Origin of the sequence: Blautia glucerasea (assembly GCF_013304385.1) — a bacterium.
Taxonomy (GTDB): Bacteria; Bacillota; Clostridia; order Lachnospirales; family Lachnospiraceae; genus Blautia_A; species Blautia_A ammoniilytica.
In genome coordinates this window covers 21176-38482 of the sequence record NZ_JAAITU010000039.1, presented here as the reverse complement: position 1 = coordinate 38482, position 17307 = coordinate 21176, and the positions used below count along the sequence as shown (strand labels likewise).

At 44.4% G+C, this 17307-nt stretch carries 16 protein-coding genes; 15 read left to right on the top strand and 1 reads right to left on the bottom strand.

Translation table 11 applies throughout. From position 1 onward, the window contains the following. The first annotated feature begins 215 nt into the window (after positions 1-215). From G5B11_RS14175 to G5B11_RS14165, 3 genes are all read left to right on the top strand, one after another. Positions 216-2474 carry a hydratase gene (locus G5B11_RS14175; RefSeq protein ID WP_173728779.1) on the top strand — a complete coding sequence of 753 codons (2259 nt, stop codon included), beginning with the start codon at positions 216-218 and terminating at the stop codon, positions 2472-2474. An 87-nt stretch (positions 2475-2561) separates the two neighbouring features. After that, positions 2562-3146 (top strand): DUF1294 domain-containing protein, encoded by a 585-nt coding sequence (locus tag G5B11_RS14170; RefSeq protein ID WP_173728778.1) that lies wholly within the window; start codon positions 2562-2564, stop codon positions 3144-3146. Between the two features lie 1159 nt (positions 3147-4305). Continuing rightward, on the top strand, positions 4306-4980 hold the full coding sequence (locus tag G5B11_RS14165) for an RluA family pseudouridine synthase (protein ID WP_173728775.1): 675 nt from the start codon (positions 4306-4308) through the stop codon (positions 4978-4980). A gap of 63 nt (positions 4981-5043) precedes the next feature. Here G5B11_RS14165 and G5B11_RS14160 read toward each other — a convergent pair whose 3' ends face one another. Further along, a complete protein-coding gene (locus G5B11_RS14160) occupies positions 5044-6135 on the bottom strand; it encodes a substrate-binding domain-containing protein (protein WP_173728774.1) in 1092 nt (363 codons plus the stop codon). A gap of 230 nt (positions 6136-6365) precedes the next feature. Between G5B11_RS14160 and G5B11_RS14155 the strand changes: the two genes are divergently transcribed. From G5B11_RS14155 to iorA, 12 genes are all read left to right on the top strand, one after another. Beyond that, a complete protein-coding gene (locus G5B11_RS14155; protein WP_173728772.1) occupies positions 6366-7850 on the top strand; it encodes a rhamnulokinase in 1485 nt (494 codons plus the stop codon). Between the two features lie 161 nt (positions 7851-8011). Further along, complete coding sequence (locus tag G5B11_RS14150; protein WP_158421173.1) at positions 8012-8275, top strand: AtpZ/AtpI family protein; 264 nt, start codon at positions 8012-8014, stop codon at positions 8273-8275. Next, entirely contained in the window at positions 8275-8820 is a 546-nt protein-coding gene (locus G5B11_RS14145; RefSeq protein ID WP_244093023.1) for an ATP synthase subunit I, read from the top strand. Before G5B11_RS14150 ends, G5B11_RS14145 begins: the two co-directional genes overlap by 1 nt. Before the next feature lie 92 nt (positions 8821-8912). Next, a complete protein-coding gene (locus G5B11_RS14140; RefSeq protein ID WP_173728770.1) occupies positions 8913-9674 on the top strand; it encodes a F0F1 ATP synthase subunit A in 762 nt (253 codons plus the stop codon). A gap of 82 nt (positions 9675-9756) precedes the next feature. Next, the gene (gene atpE, locus G5B11_RS14135) at positions 9757-10038 is read left to right on the top strand and encodes an ATP synthase F0 subunit C (protein WP_158421171.1); all 282 of its coding nucleotides are present in this window, start codon (positions 9757-9759) and stop codon (positions 10036-10038) included. A 36-nt stretch (positions 10039-10074) separates the two neighbouring features. Continuing rightward, positions 10075-10578, top strand: coding sequence for a F0F1 ATP synthase subunit B (gene atpF, locus G5B11_RS14130; protein ID WP_173728768.1), 504 nt, complete (start codon positions 10075-10077; stop codon positions 10576-10578). Then, complete coding sequence (gene atpH / locus G5B11_RS14125) at positions 10575-11114, top strand: ATP synthase F1 subunit delta (protein WP_158421169.1); 540 nt, start codon at positions 10575-10577, stop codon at positions 11112-11114. The genes atpF and atpH overlap by 4 nt, the downstream gene beginning before the upstream one ends. Positions 11115-11197: 83 nt before the next feature. Beyond that, entirely contained in the window at positions 11198-12733 is a 1536-nt protein-coding gene (gene atpA / locus G5B11_RS14120) for a F0F1 ATP synthase subunit alpha (protein ID WP_173728766.1), read from the top strand. A gap of 15 nt (positions 12734-12748) precedes the next feature. Beyond that, complete coding sequence (atpG, locus tag G5B11_RS14115; protein ID WP_173728764.1) at positions 12749-13606, top strand: ATP synthase F1 subunit gamma; 858 nt, start codon at positions 12749-12751, stop codon at positions 13604-13606. Between the two features lie 18 nt (positions 13607-13624). Continuing rightward, complete coding sequence (atpD, locus tag G5B11_RS14110) at positions 13625-15025, top strand: F0F1 ATP synthase subunit beta (RefSeq protein ID WP_158421166.1); 1401 nt, start codon at positions 13625-13627, stop codon at positions 15023-15025. Positions 15026-15037: 12 nt separating this feature from the next. Beyond that, the gene (gene atpC / locus G5B11_RS14105; protein ID WP_173728761.1) at positions 15038-15439 is read left to right on the top strand and encodes an ATP synthase F1 subunit epsilon; all 402 of its coding nucleotides are present in this window, start codon (positions 15038-15040) and stop codon (positions 15437-15439) included. An 88-nt stretch (positions 15440-15527) separates the two neighbouring features. Beyond that, entirely contained in the window at positions 15528-17306 is a 1779-nt protein-coding gene (gene iorA / locus G5B11_RS14100) for an indolepyruvate ferredoxin oxidoreductase subunit alpha (protein ID WP_173728759.1), read from the top strand. Position 17307: the final 1 nt, after the last annotated feature.

The window sequence follows — 17307 nt, the reverse complement described above, 5'->3', positions numbered from 1 at the left end:
TTAGAGTAAATTCCACCGCATAAGCGGGCGGTGGAATTTAAAGTTTCATTTTAGGAACATCTTACTCTGCTAACCTAAGTCTTGCAGTCAGGAAAATTTTATTTTATAATAGGCTTTAATCAGGTGAACAGCATTGACTGTTTCACTATACTAGTACATCGAAACTTAATATTCGATGTACTAGTTTAAAAAACTGAAATGAGGAGAAAGGGATTATGAAATTATACGATACAGGTGTATATCTGCAGAATGGACATGACATCATTCCGGCAGGACAGGCAGATTTTCCGGTTTCCAAAGAAGAAGCTGCAAAAAATACCATTGCTTACTCAATTCTGGAAGCACACAATACCTCCGGTAATATGGAGAAGCTCCAGATCAAATTTGACAAACTTACTTCCCATGATATTACTTTTGTGGGGATCATCCAGACTGCACGTGCATCAGGACTTGAAAGATTTCCGGTTCCTTATGTGCTGACCAACTGTCATAATTCCCTTTGTGCAGTAGGAGGCACCATTAACGAAGATGACCATATGTTTGGACTTACCTGTGCCAAGAAATACGGTGGTGTATATGTACCGCCCCATCAGGCGGTTATCCATCAGTTTGCAAGAGAGATGCTTGCAGCCTGCGGTAAGATGATCCTTGGATCTGACAGTCATACCCGTTATGGAGCACTTGGAACCATGGCTATGGGAGAGGGCGGACCTGAGCTTGTAAAACAGCTGCTTTCCCAGACATATGATATCAATATGCCAGGTGTGGTTGCTATTTATCTGAAAGGAACTCCCCGTCCGGGAGTAGGTCCCCAGGATGTGGCGCTTGCTATCATTGGCAAAGTATTTGCCAATGGTTATGTTAAGAATAAGGTTATGGAGTTTGTAGGACCTGGCGTCCAGAATTTAAGTGCAGACTTCCGTATTGGCGTAGATGTTATGACCACCGAGACTACCTGTCTTTCTTCTATCTGGCAGACAGATGAGAAGATCCATGAGTTTTATGAGATCCATGGCAGAGAGTCTGATTATAAAGAACTGAAGCCAGGTGCAGTGGCATACTATGACGGATGTGTGGAGATCGATCTTTCAGAGATCAAGCCTATGATCGCTATGCCGTTCCATCCGAGTAATACATATACCATTGATGAATTGAATGCCAATCTGGATGATATTTTGGCAGATGTGGAGAAGAAAGCCCTGGTAAGCCTTGATGGTAAGGTTCCGTATACTTTAAGAGATAAAGTAAAGGATGGAAGGCTTTACGTAGATCAGGGGATCATTGCTGGATGTGCAGGCGGCGGATTTGAAAATATCTGTGCAGCAGCAGATATCCTGAAGGGCAGCAGTATTGGTTATGATGCCTTTACTTTAAGTGTTTATCCGGCAAGTACGCCAATCTATATGGAACTTGCCAAAAATGGAGTGTTGGCAAGCCTTCTGGAAACAGGTGCTGTTGTTAAGACTGCATTCTGCGGACCTTGCTTTGGCGCTGGTGACACACCTGCAAATAATGCATTCAGTATCCGTCACACTACCAGGAATTTCCCGAACCGTGAAGGATCTAAGATCCAGAATGGCCAGATTTCTTCTGTTGCTCTTATGGATGCCAGATCTATTGCGGCTACGGCAGCAAATAAAGGCTTCCTTACATCTGCAGAGGAATATACCGGTGGATATACAGGCCAGAAATATTTCTTTGATAAGACAATTTATGAGAACCGTGTATTCGACAGCAAGGGTGTTGCGGATCCGTCTGTAGAGATCCAGTTTGGACCGAATATTAAAGACTGGCCGGAAATGGCACCTCTTGCAGAGAATCTTGTACTGAAGGTTGTTTCTGAGATCCATGATCCTGTTACAACAACGGATGAGTTGATTCCTTCTGGCGAGACGTCTTCCTACAGATCCAATCCGCTTGGGCTTGCTGAGTTTACGCTTTCCCGTAAGGATCCTGCGTATGTAGGCCGTGCCAAAGAGGTACAGAAGGCACAGAAAGCGATCCAGGCAGGAGAATGTCCTCTCACAGCACTTCCTGAGTTAAAGCCTGTGATGGAAACCATCCAGAAAGAATTTCCAGATGCCGGAAAGGGCAACCTGGGCGTTGGAAGCACGATTTTTGCTGTGAAGCCGGGAGATGGATCTGCCCGTGAGCAGGCTGCATCCTGTCAGAAGGTACTGGGGGGATGGGCAAACATTGCCAATGAGTATGCTACCAAGCGTTACCGCTCCAATTTGATCAACTGGGGAATGCTTCCTTTCCTGATCAAAGAAGGCGAGCTGCCATTTGCAAATGGAGATTATCTGTTCTTCCCCGGTATCCAGAAAGCAGTTGCCGAAAAGGCAGATGTGATCACCGGATATGTTGTAAAAGAGAGCGGTCTTCAGAAATTTGAAGTGACTTTAGGAGAATTGACGGATGATGAACGTGAGATCATCCTGAAGGGATGCCTGATCAATTACAATCGTAAATAAAAGGGAGAAATCCCGGATAAGAATGGCTGCCAGGTTCTGCATCAGGAATTCTGGCAGTCTTTTTACTATTAGCTAATGACGGGGAGAATGAAATTGGGAGCATTTGAATATTATCTTGTTGTAATTAATGTGGTTGGTTTGATGGTTTTTCTTATTAATAAGCTGCTTTATGACCATACTGCCACAGGCCAGATCGACGCCTTACTAACCATTGTATCGCTATTAGGAGGGTCGGCAGGCATTATAGCGGCTATTCTTATTTTTGATAGAAAATCCCATAAAGAAAATATGATGTCCAGAATCTTTGTAGCATGCATATTTGTTATACAAATCATTTTGCTGCTGATCGTAAAAGAAAATCTGGCAGATCATATTACGTTCTCATTTTGGGATTTCTTTAAAAGAAATGAAATGCTGTCCTTTTATCTGATCGTGATAAATATTGTTACTTTTGCTGCTTTTGCGATGGATAAAATAGCAGCAATTGAGCACAGATCCAGAATAAGGATCGTCACATTGCTGGGACTTTCATTTGCAGGAGGTTCAATAGGTGCTTGGCTGGCAATGTATCTTTTTCGGCATAAAACCCGAAAAGATTACTTTACAGTAGGGGTTCCGCTAACATTGGTGATGCACATTGTGATCATATTCTTTTTAATGAATACAAAGTAAAAAATGAATTGTCTGAATAATATAAAAAATAAAAACAAATAAACAAAAAAGAACATTGAAATAAGAAAGAAAACGAAAAATACGAAAGAAAATGCAGAAAAGTATTGACAAATAAAAGCGGCGGTGGTAATATAAACTCATCAAAAAGAAGACGAGAAAACAAAAGATAACAGAGAAGGTTATCTGAAACAAAGACATTCATTCAATTCATAGTATATAGATGTTACATGAAAAGGATGAAAAAGTAATCTTGGAAAGGCAGGGTGAGTCCAGTGGGAACGTAAGTATTCAGATCAATATAAGAGTGATGGGAATCGTATTTCCTGCAAGAAAGACCTGATACGCAGTAAGTAATAAAGAGAATCGGAGAAGAACATATCCCGAATTAATATGTATCACAGGTAATTATAGAAACGATTTCTTATATTGAATATCCATCACAGAACTGATACAAAGATCAGGGAGTTGTGTAAAGAAACAACATCCATGAAAGTATAACCACTATCTGCAGTCCATATAAGGAGAGCGCTTCATAGCATAGGAAGTTGCTGACAGATAGACAGGATATTTTGAAATCCATATTTATGATTTTAAAATATGAACAGAGTATTTTGAATTTTATATTTTATTTTTTTAAGATATGAACAAGATATTTTGAGTTTTGTATTTTATAATTTTAAGGTATAAACAGAATATTTTAAAACTCGTATTTTATAAATTTTAGATATGAATTGAAGCTTTGCATCAGAAGTATGATTACATACGACCAACAGATTATAATCCGTGAAATTATAATCCCAAATCTATAGAACTTTCTAAATAAACCGAATGATAAAGATCATATCGTTTATGAGCAGGAAATCAAAGAAGAACACGTAAAGAATAAAACTGAATAGAGAACCTTTCAATCCAGACAATCGTAACAGAACATATCAATAAACAATAGATATCCTAAGAGATATACCATAGAAGTTACATTGTAAATGATCTAAAGAGGAAGAAAAATTGAATAACGAAGATTTTTGAGACGGTCATCATTTTATATTATAGGAAAATGGTGACCGTCTCGTTTTGTGTTTTGGTGTTGTAAGGAAGAAGAAGTAAGGATATAATAAAACATCATATTTATTCATATGCGAAATACTTAAGGAGAACGATCATGTGGAGCGGAAAGATTGAAGACTATATTCTCTATGAAGATAAAAATATTATTGTATGCCATAAACCGGCAGGACTGGCAGTGCAGAATGCACGGATCGGATCAGCAGACATGGAAAGTGCATTGAAAAATTATCTGTATAAGAAAGAACCTGGCAAAATGCCTTATCTGGGGATTGTACACAGGCTGGATCAGCCAGTAGAAGGGATTCTTGTATTTGCACATACACCCTTTGCTGCAAAAGAACTGAGCAGGCAGATTTTAGGCGGACAGATGGAAAAAATATATCTGGCAGTGACAAAAGAAAAGCCGGAAAAAGAAGAGGGGATACTGGAAGATTATCTGAAAAAAGACGGACGTACCAATATGTCCGCAGTTGTAGCCGAAGGCACACCAGGAGCAAAAAAGGCCAGGCTTTCATATCAGGTGATCCATGAAGAAACAGAACGCTTTCTCATAAAAATCAAACTGGATACAGGAAGACATCATCAGATCCGGGTGCAAATGGCACATGCAGGAATGCCGCTTACAGGGGATCAGAAGTATGGTGGAACTACAGATACAGCACTTGGGCTTTGCGCCTGCAGTCTTACTTTCTTATATCCTGGAAGCAGAAAGAAAATGCATTTTAAGGTAAAACCAAAGGGAGAAGCCTTTAAGAGCTTCTCCCTCTAAAAAAATCACTATAACAGGGCAAAATTCTTATATACTTTGCAGAAGCCAGCTATCCTTGGTGATCTACTCATAGATGTAGTCAGCGTAATAGGGATCATCCAAAGCGGTGGTATCAATCCAGGCTGGATCAAAAAGAGTGGTCTGTTTGCTGGAAAATGAATCTTCAGTGGTAGTCTGGAGTGCTGCAAGGATGGTCTGATATCCAATCTCATAAGGCTTTTGGGAAAGGGTGCCCACCTCAGCACCATCACGGATAGCATCCTGTTGGGCTGATGTGGCATCTGTGCCAATAAAAATGATGGAATCACGGCCTGCGTCCTGCACAAGAGACAGGCATAGATCAGAAATATCACCGTTCGTACAGAAAATACCGTCCAGCTTAGGATAAATCTCCAGTACGCCCTTAATGGCTGCCTCCATATCATCTACCTGGTCAGAATAGATCACCTGTACTACTTCAATACCAGGATAATCTGCAATACTCTCCTGGAAGGCCTCTACTCTGGATTTACTGCTTAAGGTCTTCTCTTGTGGAGAAAAAACTGCTACTGTTCCATGATTGCTCAGGTAATGGGCCATACGCTTTGCTGCGATATCCCCCAGCTTTTGATTGTCAGTGCCACAGTAGGCAGAAACAAGATCCTCGCTGGATACATCAGAGTCAAAGGTCACAACCGGGATCCCGTTATCTCTGGCTGATTCCAACTGGGCCTGGCAGGATTCGCTGTCTCCGGCAGATACACATACCACGTCCGGATTCTCAGCAATAACAGCATCCAGGGTATTTACCTGGCTCTCCACATCTGTCTCATCAGAGGATCCTTCAAAGGTCATCGTGATCTTATCGTCTTTTTCAAAATTATATGCTTCATTTACGTCAGATACAGCCTGTTCCATGCCTTTTTGTACAAGGCTCCAGAACTGGCCTTTTTTGGATTTACTTACTACAGCAATCTTCGCACCAGGCTGAATCTTTGAAGAGGTATCAATCTGAGAGAGTAGTGGAGCCTGTTCTTCGCTGTTCGAATCTAAGGCTTTGTCCTGGGCTTTGACTTTGATAGGGCCAGTAACGGGCTGCAGGGAATGATTGCCCAGTGCCAGGAACAAGGCGGAAACAGACAGGATGGCAATAGAAGCAGATGCCATTTTTTTCATTGGTTTCGTCTCCTTTTGGTGTTAAATATCATTGATGATGGACTAAAAATCCACAGTAACCGAAATTTCTTTTTTATTATACACTTTTTCAAATTTACGTCTATAGATTTCACAGTTTTTTAATTTTTAAAAAATGGTCAATCGATTGAATGCACAGCTAAAGTATGATAGAATAATAGAAAATTAGTGATTATTCACAATAAATTGGGGCTTGGGAGGTAAAATTTGACATGGGAGCAAAAACGGTGATCGCTATTGACCTGGGGGCATCAAGCGGCAGACTGATCGGGGTAACTTTACAGGATGGGAAGCTTGATATGAAGGAGATTTACAGATTCCCAAATGAGGGGATTCACGCAGGTGACAGATTTTATACAGATGTGCTGCATATTTTTCATGAGATTATTACAGGCCTTAGAAAAGCAAATCAGGAACTGGAGAGTATTGATGCCATCGGACTGGATACCTGGGGAGTGGACTTTGCTATGCTGGATGGGGCTGATGAGATGGTTGGGAACCCATTCCATTACAGGGATGATCAGTCTTCCGGGATGATCGAGGAAGCAGAGCACATTTTCGGGAAAGGCGTTCTGTTTGAAGAGACCGGAGTTCAGGATATGTGGTATAACACGGTTTACCAGCTGCTGGGCCTGAAGAAGAGAAATCCAAGGATCCTGAGGGATGGACGTACCTTCCTGATGATCCCGGATGTACTGGGATTTCTGCTTACAGGGCAGAAGAATATAGAATATACAAGCGCTGCTACCACGCAGATGTATGATGTGAAGAAGAAGGACTGGTCAGAGAAGATCCTGAAGGAACTGGGTATGGACAGATCCGTATTTCCTAAGGTTCTTATGACCGGTGAAGTGAAGGGGTATCTTAGCCCGGTTGTTGCTCAGCTGATCGGACGGGAAGGGCAGGCACCTGTTCCGCTGATCGCTGCTGCACAGCATGACTCTGCTTCCGCAGCACATGCTGTTCCTGCAGAAACAGAAGACTATATTTTTATTAATTCAGGCACATGGTCCATTATCGGCTCCATCATAGATGAGCCTGTGATCACCAGGGAAGTTTTTGAACAGAATTATTCCAATGAAGGCGCAGCCTATGGGAAGATCAAGCTGGTCAATACTATTATGGGGATGTGGCTGGTTCAGGAGCTTCGTAAAAGCTGGGAAAGAAAAGGGAAGGATACAGATTACGGATTCCTTCTGGATGCTGCTGCAAAAGCAAAGCCTTTTACTGCCTTCCTGGATGTGGACGATGAATTATTTATTGCACCTGTGGATATGGAAGCTGCTATCCGGCAATACTGTGAGAAGACAGGACAGGAGCCGCCTAAGGGACAGGGAGAATTTTACAGGACAGTGATCGAGTCTCTGGCTTTCCAGTATCGTCAGGCGATCCATGATCTGGAAGCGATTACAGGTAAGAGGATGGATACAGTACATTTCCTTGGCGGTGCAGTACGGGATCGTTTGTTTTGCCAGTTTATTGCAAATGCTACAGGTAAGAAGGTGGTTGCAGGTCCTATTGAGGCCACTGCAGTTGGCAATGCTATGGTACAGCTGAAGTCACTGGGCTGCATCTCAGATGAGAAAGAAAATGCCAGGATCCTTCGTGCCACATTCGAAATAGCAGACTATATGCCACAGGATACGAAAGTATGGGACGAAAAGTTTGAACAGTACCGAAAAATCACTAAAAAATAATCCAAAAACACCAAAATGCGATTAGACAATCCTGGACAAATGCACAAATTTGAGACAGTAAACGGAATTTGTACAAACAAAAAAGTTGTTATTTTTCAGGGATTGTGATAAGCTAAACATTGTGATAAATATCTAAAAATGCGTAAGAAAGGGGCCGGAATATGAGAGAATTGACAAATATTTTTAAAAATATGAGTCTTGTTTCTCAGTTCGGCCTTTCTTTGATTACGCCCACCCTTTTGATGCTGGGACTTTGCTGGTGGCTTACATCCAGTTTTGGTCTGGGCGGCTGGGTATACATTCCCGGATTCTTTTTCGGTCTGGGTGGATCCTTTACGGTAGCTTACAAGTTTTACCGGACCACCATGAAGAAAGAGAAGAAGCAGGATCAGGAACAGAAGGTATCCTTTAACAAACACAGCTAATGGAAAATCAGGATACAAAGACGAAGGAAAACAGCACATGGTCAAAGCAATCAGAAGATGATCAGAAAGAAGGCAGATGCAGGAAAGGTGATGGAAAGGATTTCAGGAATATGAGCAATGAAAGAGTAAAGATCCAGCCAGCAGTAAAAAAAGAGACTGAAAAAGTAGCAGCAGGTACCGCCATAGGAGTGATCCTGATGTGGGTGGTATTCGGGATCCTTCACGTGGCGATGCCTGAGAAGGTACCCTTTGATTATACTGTGATCCTGGGTGGATTATGCGGTGGTATTGTGGCAGTACTGAACTTTTTTACCATGGGGATTACCGTTCAGAGAATCGTGTCCCTGGAGAATCAGGACGCTGCCCAGAGAGTGATGCGTTCCAGCTACTCCAAGAGAATGTTTTTGCAGCTGGTATGGTGTATTGTAGCCATTACAACACCATATTTTCAGTTTGCAGCAGGACTTCTTCCTCTGCTTTTTCCAGGAGCAGCCATTAAGATCGCAGGCATTTTTGGAAAAAAGAAAGACAGCTCCGGTTTATGATATGTATGGATTGTTTCGTGCTATGCATGCTTAAAAAGAGCACATGCTTAAAAAGAGCACATTCTTAAAAAGACAGGAGGTGAGAGACGAAGATGGACATAGATATAACTGGCGGAAGGATATTTTACACCTTTCCCATTGATTTCCCTGTTCTTGGGAAATTCCAGATCACAGAAACACTGCTGGTAAGCTGGCTGGTGATGATCCTGATCACAGGTCTTTGCATCTGGCTCACCCATGACCTGAAAGTGGAGAAGATCTCCAAGCGTCAGGCGGTTGCAGAACTTCTGGTGGAGACTGCCAACAAGTTTGTAATCGGAAATATGGGAGAAAAGTTTAAGAAGATGATTCCTTTTGTAGCAGCGTTGTTTGTTACAAGTGTAGTGTCCAACCTGATCAGTCTGGTTGGCCTTAGAAGTCCGACTGCAGATCTTTCCACAGAAGCAGCCTGGGCAGTGGTTGTTTTTATCATGATCACATCCCAGAAGATCAAGACTAATGGTGTGGGCGGATATCTGAAAGGCTTTACAACACCGATCCCGGTGATGACACCTTTCAATGTATTATCGGAACTTGCAACACCTATCAGTATGGCCTGCCGTCATTTTGGCAACATTCTTTCAGGTGTGGTTATTAACGGACTTTTGTATGCAGCACTGGCAGTGGCAAGCTCCCGGTTGTTTGGATTGATCCCAGGGATCGTAGGACAGGTATTATCAAAGATTCCTATTCTTGACGTAGGTGTGCCGGCGATCCTGTCTGTATATTTTGACTGGTTTTCCGGCTTTATGCAGGCATTTATCTTCTGTATGCTGACTGTTATGTATATTGCCAATGCAGCAGAAGAAGGTTAGAAATCAAACGGACATGCCGCATGCCAGCGGCATTGCCATAAATGAAGTCAACACAGGAAATAATAAAACTCAGGAGGATTGAATTATGGATTTTCAGATTTTAGCAAAAGGTATTGCGTTAGCAGGTTGTGCAATCGGTGCAGGTCTTGCGCTTATCGCAGGTATTGGACCTGGTATTGGAGAAGGTAATGCAGTTGCGAAGGCACTTGAGGCTATTGGTCGTCAGCCGGAGTGTAAAGGTGATGTTACAGGTACTATGCTTCTTGGATGTGCTATTGCAGAGACTACAGGTATTTACGGTTTCGTTACAGGATTGCTCCTGATCTTCGTTGCACCTGGAACCTTCATGAAATTCCTTGCATAAGGTACGAAAAAGCAACACCGGACAGGAGGTTATAAAATGCAGGTACAGGAACTTGTAGGAATTGTGCCTTGGACATTTGTGGCCCAGATCTGCAATCTTTTTATCCAGATGTATCTGATCAAGCGTTTTCTGTTCAAGCCAATCAATGAGATGCTTGAAAAAAGAAGAGCCATGGCAGATGCCCAGATTACCGATGCCCAGAAGGCCAAGGAAGAGGCAGATGCAATGAAGCAGGAATACGAGCAGAATATGCTGGATGCAAAGGACAAGGCAAATCAGATCGTAACAAGTGCACAGAAAACAGCTGCCATCCAGAGCGAGGAGATCCTGAAGGAGGCTGCAGACCAGGCAGCCGCCATTAAGGCAAAAGCTGAGAAGGACATTGCTCAGGAGAAACGGAAGGCAGTGAATGAAGTAAAGAATGAGATCGGCGGTATTGCTATGGAGATCGCCGGGAAAGTGATCCAGCGTGAGATCAGCGAAGAGGATCACGCAAAGCTTATTGATGAGTTTATATCGAATGTAGGAGAGGCATCATGACACAGACTGCCAGATTATATGGCAGCAGTTTGTATGAACTTGCTGCCGAAGAACAGCTTACAGACGTTTTGATGGAGCAGATGGAGGAAGTGCGTCAGCTTTTCAGAGAGAATCCGGAGTATGTGAAGCTGCTGGGAGAGCCTTCCATTCCAGGAGAAAAAAGAGAAGAGCTTCTTGAGCAGGCTTTCGGAGGCCAGGCGCAAAGGTATCTGGTGAATTTCCTGAAGCTGCTCTGCCAGCGCGATCTTATGCGGGAGTATTCCGGCTGCTGTCAGGAGTTCAGAAGGCGCTATAATGAGGATCACAATATAGCAGAAGCCCTTGTTACCAGTGCTGTGGTTCTTGATGAGACACAGATGGCAGCCCTGAAGACAAAGCTTGAGAAGATCAGCGGCAAGCAGGTGCTTCTCACCCAGAAAACAGATCCGAAAGTGGTAGCAGGTCTTCGCGTGGAGCTGGAAGGCAGACAGCTGGACGGAACGGTTCAGGGACGTTTGTCAGAAATGTCAAAGAAATTGAATGAAGTCATAGTCTAAATAAAATCATAGTTTAAATGAAGTCATAGTCTAAATAAAATCATAGTTTAAATGAAGTCATAGTTTAAAGGATGGAAGGAAACATGCAGCTTAAACCTGAAGAAATAACCAAGGTCATCCGAAGCCAGATTAAATACTATGAAAATGCTATTCAGCAGAATGAAACAGGAACTGTTCTTATGGTAGGTGATGGGATCGCCAGAGCCAGCGGACTGGTGAACTGTATGGCAGGAGAGCTTCTTGAATTTGAGGACGGAAGCTATGGAATGGCACAGAATCTGGAAGAAAACAGCGTATCCATCGTATTGTTCGGTGATGATACAGGGATCGGAGAAGGCCAGACAGTAAAGCGTACAGGTAAGGTAGTGTCAGTACCGGCCGGAGATGCATTGATCGGACGAGTGGTCAATGCACTTGGTCAGCCCATTGACGGTGCCGGTCCTATAAAAGCAGAGGAGTACAGGGCGATCGAAAGTCCTGCACCAGGTATCTGCGAGAGAAAAAGTGTAAATCAGCCTCTTCAGACAGGGATCAAGGCCATTGATTCCATGGTACCTATCGGAAGAGGACAAAGAGAGCTGATCATTGGTGACAGACAGACAGGCAAGACCACCATTGCCGCAGATACGATCATCAACCAGAAAGGTGAGGATGTGATCTGTATCTATGTTGCCATCGGACAGAAAAGATCTACGGTGGCTTCCCTTGTGGAAACATTGTCAAAGAATGGAGCCATGGATTACACCATTGTTGTTGCGGCTACTGCTTCAGAGGCAAGTCCTCTTCAGTATATCGCACCTTATTCCGGATGTGCCATGGGTGAGTATTTTATGTACAAAGGCAAGGATGTGCTGGTCATTTATGATGACCTGAGCAAGCATGCAGTGGCATACCGTGCACTTTCCCTGCTGATCCGCAGACCACCAGGCCGTGAGGCATATCCTGGAGATGTATTCTACCTTCACTCCAGACTGCTGGAGCGTGCAGCGAAGCTGGATGATGCCCATGGAGGCGGTTCCATGACTGCACTTCCTATTATTGAGACACAGGCCGGGGATGTATCTGCATATATCCCTACCAATGTTATTTCCATTACAGATGGACAGATTTATCTGGAAACAGAGTTGTTCCATTCCGGTATCATGCCTGCAGTCAATCCGGGTATTTCTGTATCCAGGGTTGGGGGCAACGCACAGATCAAAGCCATGAAGAAGGTTGCCGGTACTCTGAAGCTTGTTTATTCCCAATACAGGGAGCTGCAAAGCTTTGCACAGTTCGGGTCTGACCTGGATGCTGATACAAAAGCCCGTCTGGATCAGGGAGCACGTATTGTGGAGGTGCTGAAGCAGGGACGTAATGCACCGGTTCCTGTTGAGAAGCAGGTGGCTGTTCTTTATGCTGTAACAAAGGGTATTTTGTCCCGGGTTGCAGTGGAAGATGTAAAAGAATACGAGGCAGGACTTTTTACCAGTCTTGACAATGATGCAGAGGGAGTTGCAGTGATGCAAAAGATCCGTTCTTCCGGAAAGCTGGAGGGCGAGACGGAAGAGGAACTGAAAAAGGTTCTGGAACAGTATACAGAAAGCTTTCTGGATACAAAGCCGGCAACTGGTAAATGATTAGGAGGATTTTAGATGGCTGCAAATATGAAAGCGGTAAAGCTGCGTATCAAAAGTGTGGAAAGCACCATGCAGATTACCAAGGCTATGGAGCTTGTAGCATCCTCCAAACTGCGTAAGGCAAAAGAACGTGCGGAAGTAAGCAGACCGTATTTCCAGGCTCTTCATAAGACCCTGGAAGAGATCGCCAGAGGTAATACTGATTTTACATCCGTATATGCAGCCGGTTCCAAAAGCGGCAAATACTGTTATGTGGTAATTGCCGGAGACAGGGGACTGGCCGGCGGATATAATACAAATCTGTTTAAATGCCTGGAAGAAAGAAGCCATGGAAAGGAATATACAGTCCTTCCCATAGGGAAAAAGGCTGTTGAGCATTTCCAGAGAAAAGGGATCCCCTGTGTGACAGATGCATTTGGGGAGATCGCAGATATTTCAGTGGCAGACTGTTACGAGATTGCCAATATTCTCTGTGAAGAATTCAAAAAGGAAAGCTTTGGACATATAGATCTTTGCTATACCAGATTTATTTCCATGCTGGCCCAGAAACCGGATGCCATCCCGGCCATTCCTTTGACAGATCTTGTAGGAAACAGTGGGGAAAGAGAGCCTGTCCGCAATCTGATTCTGTATGAGCCGGATGCAGCACAGGTATTTGATGCCATTGTGCCTGAATATCTGGCAGGCCTGATCTACGGGGCTGTGTGTGATAGTCTGGCCAGTGAACTGGCTGCCAGACGAAATGCCATGGAATCAGCCACCAGTAATGCCCAGGACATGATCGAAAGCCTAAATCTGCATTACAACAGAGCCCGTCAGGCAAGCATTACCCAGGAGATCACAGAGATCGTAGGCGGTGCGGAAGGCGTATAATTTGGAGGTAAATATAGGATGAATGATAAACACATTGGCGAGGTAGTGCAGGTGATCGGGCCGGTACTGGACATACGTTTTGCCCATGACCAGTTGCCGGCACTGCTGAATGCCATTGAGATTGATAATCATGGAGTGAAGCTGACTGCGGAAGTGGCACAGCAGATCGGTGATGATACCGTGCGCTGCATTGCCATGAATTCCACAGATGGAATGGTAAGAGGGACAAAAGCTGTGGATACTGGCAGTCCCATTAAAGTTCCGGTTGGCGAAGAATGTCTGGGCAGGGTATTTAACCTGCTTGGTGATCCGGTAGACAATCTGCCGGCACCGGAAACAAAAGAAAAATGGGCGATCCATCGTCCTGCGCCTGCTTATGAAGAGCAGGTACCGGCAACAGAGATCCTGGAGACAGGTATCAAGGTAGTTGACCTGATCTGCCCTTATGCAAAGGGTGGTAAGATCGGTCTGTTTGGAGGCGCAGGTGTGGGTAAGACTGTGCTGATCATGGAATTGATCCATAATGTTGCTACTGCTCATGGCGGACTGTCTGTGTTTACAGGCGTAGGAGAGCGTACCCGTGAGGGGAATGACCTTTATAATGAGATGAAGGAAAGCGGCGTTATTGACAAGACTGCCCTGGTGTATGGGCAGATGAATGAACCGCCGGGAGCACGTATGAGAGTAGGTCTTTCCGGACTTACCATGGCAGAATACTTCCGTGATGTTAAGAATCAGGATGTGCTTCTGTTTATTGACAATATTTTCAGATTTACACAGGCAGGCTCCGAGGTATCTGCGCTTCTGGGACGTATGCCTTCTGCAGTAGGATACCAGCCTACACTGGCAACTGAGATGGGTACTCTTCAGGAACGTATCACATCTACAAGAAAGGGCTCTATCACATCTGTACAGGCAGTTTATGTACCGGCAGATGACCTGACAGACCCGGCTCCTGCTACCACATTTACCCATCTGGATGCAACTACCGTACTTTCCAGGGATATTGCCAGTCAGGGTATTTATCCTGCAGTGGATCCACTGGATTCCACCAGCCGTATCCTTTCCCCTGAGGTAGTAGGCAGCGAGCATTATGAGATCGCACGTGCAGTGCAAAGAGTGCTGCAAAGATATAAAGAACTGCAGGATATCATTGCCATCATGGGCATGGATGAACTGTCAGAGGAGGATAAGCTGACTGTAAGCCGTGCACGTAAGGTGCAGAGATTCCTGTCCCAAAGCTTTTCAGTGGCAGAGCAGTTTACAGGTATGAAGGGACAGTATGTTCCGCTGAAAGAAACATTACGAGGCTTTAAGATGATTCTTGACGGGGAATGTGATCAGATCCCTGAAAGCTGTTTCCTGTTTGCCGGAACCATTGATGATGTAATGGAAAAGGCAAAGAGCCAGAATCAGTAAAGGAGGCTGCCTATGAGTACATTTCCTTTAAGGATCGGTACACCGGACGGACTTCTGTTTGAAGGAGAGGCAGAACGTGTGGTCTGCCGCAGTATTACCGGAGATCTTGCCATTCTTGCCAGACACTGTAATTTCTGCACTGCCCTTGGCATGGGAGAAGCCAGTGTGGTGATGGCAGATGGCAGCAGAAGGACTGCCGCATGTATCGGGGGTATGATCTCTGTGATGAACGGCAGCTGCAGTCTTCTGGCAACCACCTGGGAATGGAAGGAGGACATAGACGTCCACCGAGCAGATGTTGCGAAGCAAAAAGCAGAAGAAAAGCTTGCCGAAAGCGGTTTGACTGATCAGGAATACAAACTTGCACAAGCAAAACTTCACCGTGCACTGGTACGGCTAAGTGTAAAAAAGTGATAGGGAAACCTGTCACTTTTTTGCGTTGACACGATAAGGTGTCAAGGTATACAATCATGTATTAAGAGAACCATTTAGGAGGTAGCAAATGAAGAAATTAATGACCGGCGATGAGGCCATTGCCAGGGGAGCATATGAGGCAGGTGTTTCTTATGCATCTGCATATCCGGGAACACCAAGTACAGAGATCCTGGAGAACCTGTCTACATACAAAGAGATTTATGCAGAGTGGGCACCCAATGAAAAGGTAGCCATGGAATCTGCTATTGGAGCATCTGTTGCAGGACTGAGAAGTATTGTATCTATGAAGCATGTGGGCATGAATGTGGCAGCAGACCCTATGTTTACCTGGGCTTACATGGGGGTAAACGGCGGCAATGTGATCGTAACTGCAGATGAGCCTGGGATGTTTTCTTCCCAGAATGAGCAGGATAACCGCAATTATGCCAAAGCAGCCAAGATTGCCATGATGGAGCCTTCCGACAGCCAGGAATGTATTGATATGGTGAAAGCAGCCTATGACCTGGGCGAAGAATTTGATACCCCATTTATCATCCGTATGACTACCCGTGTCTGTCATTCCAAATCTATTGTTGAGCTGACAGACAGGGCAGAGCAGCAGCCTAAGACATGGGAGAAGAATCCGGCCAAATACGTTTGCCTTCCTGCTATTGCAAGGAAGCTGCGTGTAAATCTGGAAAAAAGAATGGAGAAGCTTGCTGCTTACAGTGAGACAACACCATTTAACCGGATGGAGATGGGGGATACCCGTGTAGGTGTGATCGCTTCCGGTATCTGCTATTACTATGCAAAGGAAGTATTCGGAGAGGAAGCCTCTTATCTGAAACTTGGCTTTACCAATCCTCTGCCTGCAGGTCTGATCAAAGACTTCTGTTCTAAGGTAGATAAGGTTTATGTTCTGGAAGAGAATGATCCATATATTGAAGAATTCGTAAAGCAGCAGGGCTGTGCCTGCATCGGTAAAGAGCTTTTTCCATCATATGGAGAGCTGACACCAGATGTGATCCGTGCCTGCATTACAGGAAAAGAAAATCAGGTAATGGATTTTGACCACAGCAAGCTGATCGGCAGGGCGCCTTCTTTCTGTGCAGGCTGTCCTCACAGAGGTCTTTTCTACCGACTTGGAAAGCGTAAGGACATTATGATCAGCGGCGATATCGGATGCTATACACTGGCAGCTGCAAAGCCCTATAGTGCAATGGATTCCACAGTATGTATGGGAGCCAGCATCAGCCTTGGACATGGGGCGCAAAGAGCCTTCAATATGGAAGGCGTGAACAGAAGAGTCGTTACCGTACTTGGCGATTCCACATTTTTCCATACAGGTATCAATTCACTGATCAACACAGTGTACAATAAGAGCAATACAGTGAATATCATCCTGGACAACAGGATCACAGGAATGACAGGACATCAGAATAATCCGGGAACCGGTTATACAGCCAAAGGTGAGGAGACTACTCTGATCCGTATTGAGGATCTGGTGCGTGCTATCGGCATGAAGCATGTATATGTGATCAATCCTAACAATCTTCAGGAGGTAGATGATACACTGGATAAATGCCTGGCACTGGATGAGCCGTCCGTGATCATTACCCGCTGGCCATGTGCATTAAAGAAATTTTCCAAAGAGGATAAAGCAGAATTTGACAGTCTGTTTGTTACAAAGAACAAAGTGGATGAAGAGAAGTGCGTAGGCTGCCGTCTTTGCCTGAAGGCAGGCTGCCCGGCTATGTCCTATGACAGAAAATCAAAGAAAGTCCATATCAATAAAGCACAGTGTGTAGGCTGTGATGTTTGTACCCAGGTATGCCCTAAGGCTGCCATTGTAAAAGAGGAGGCGTGAC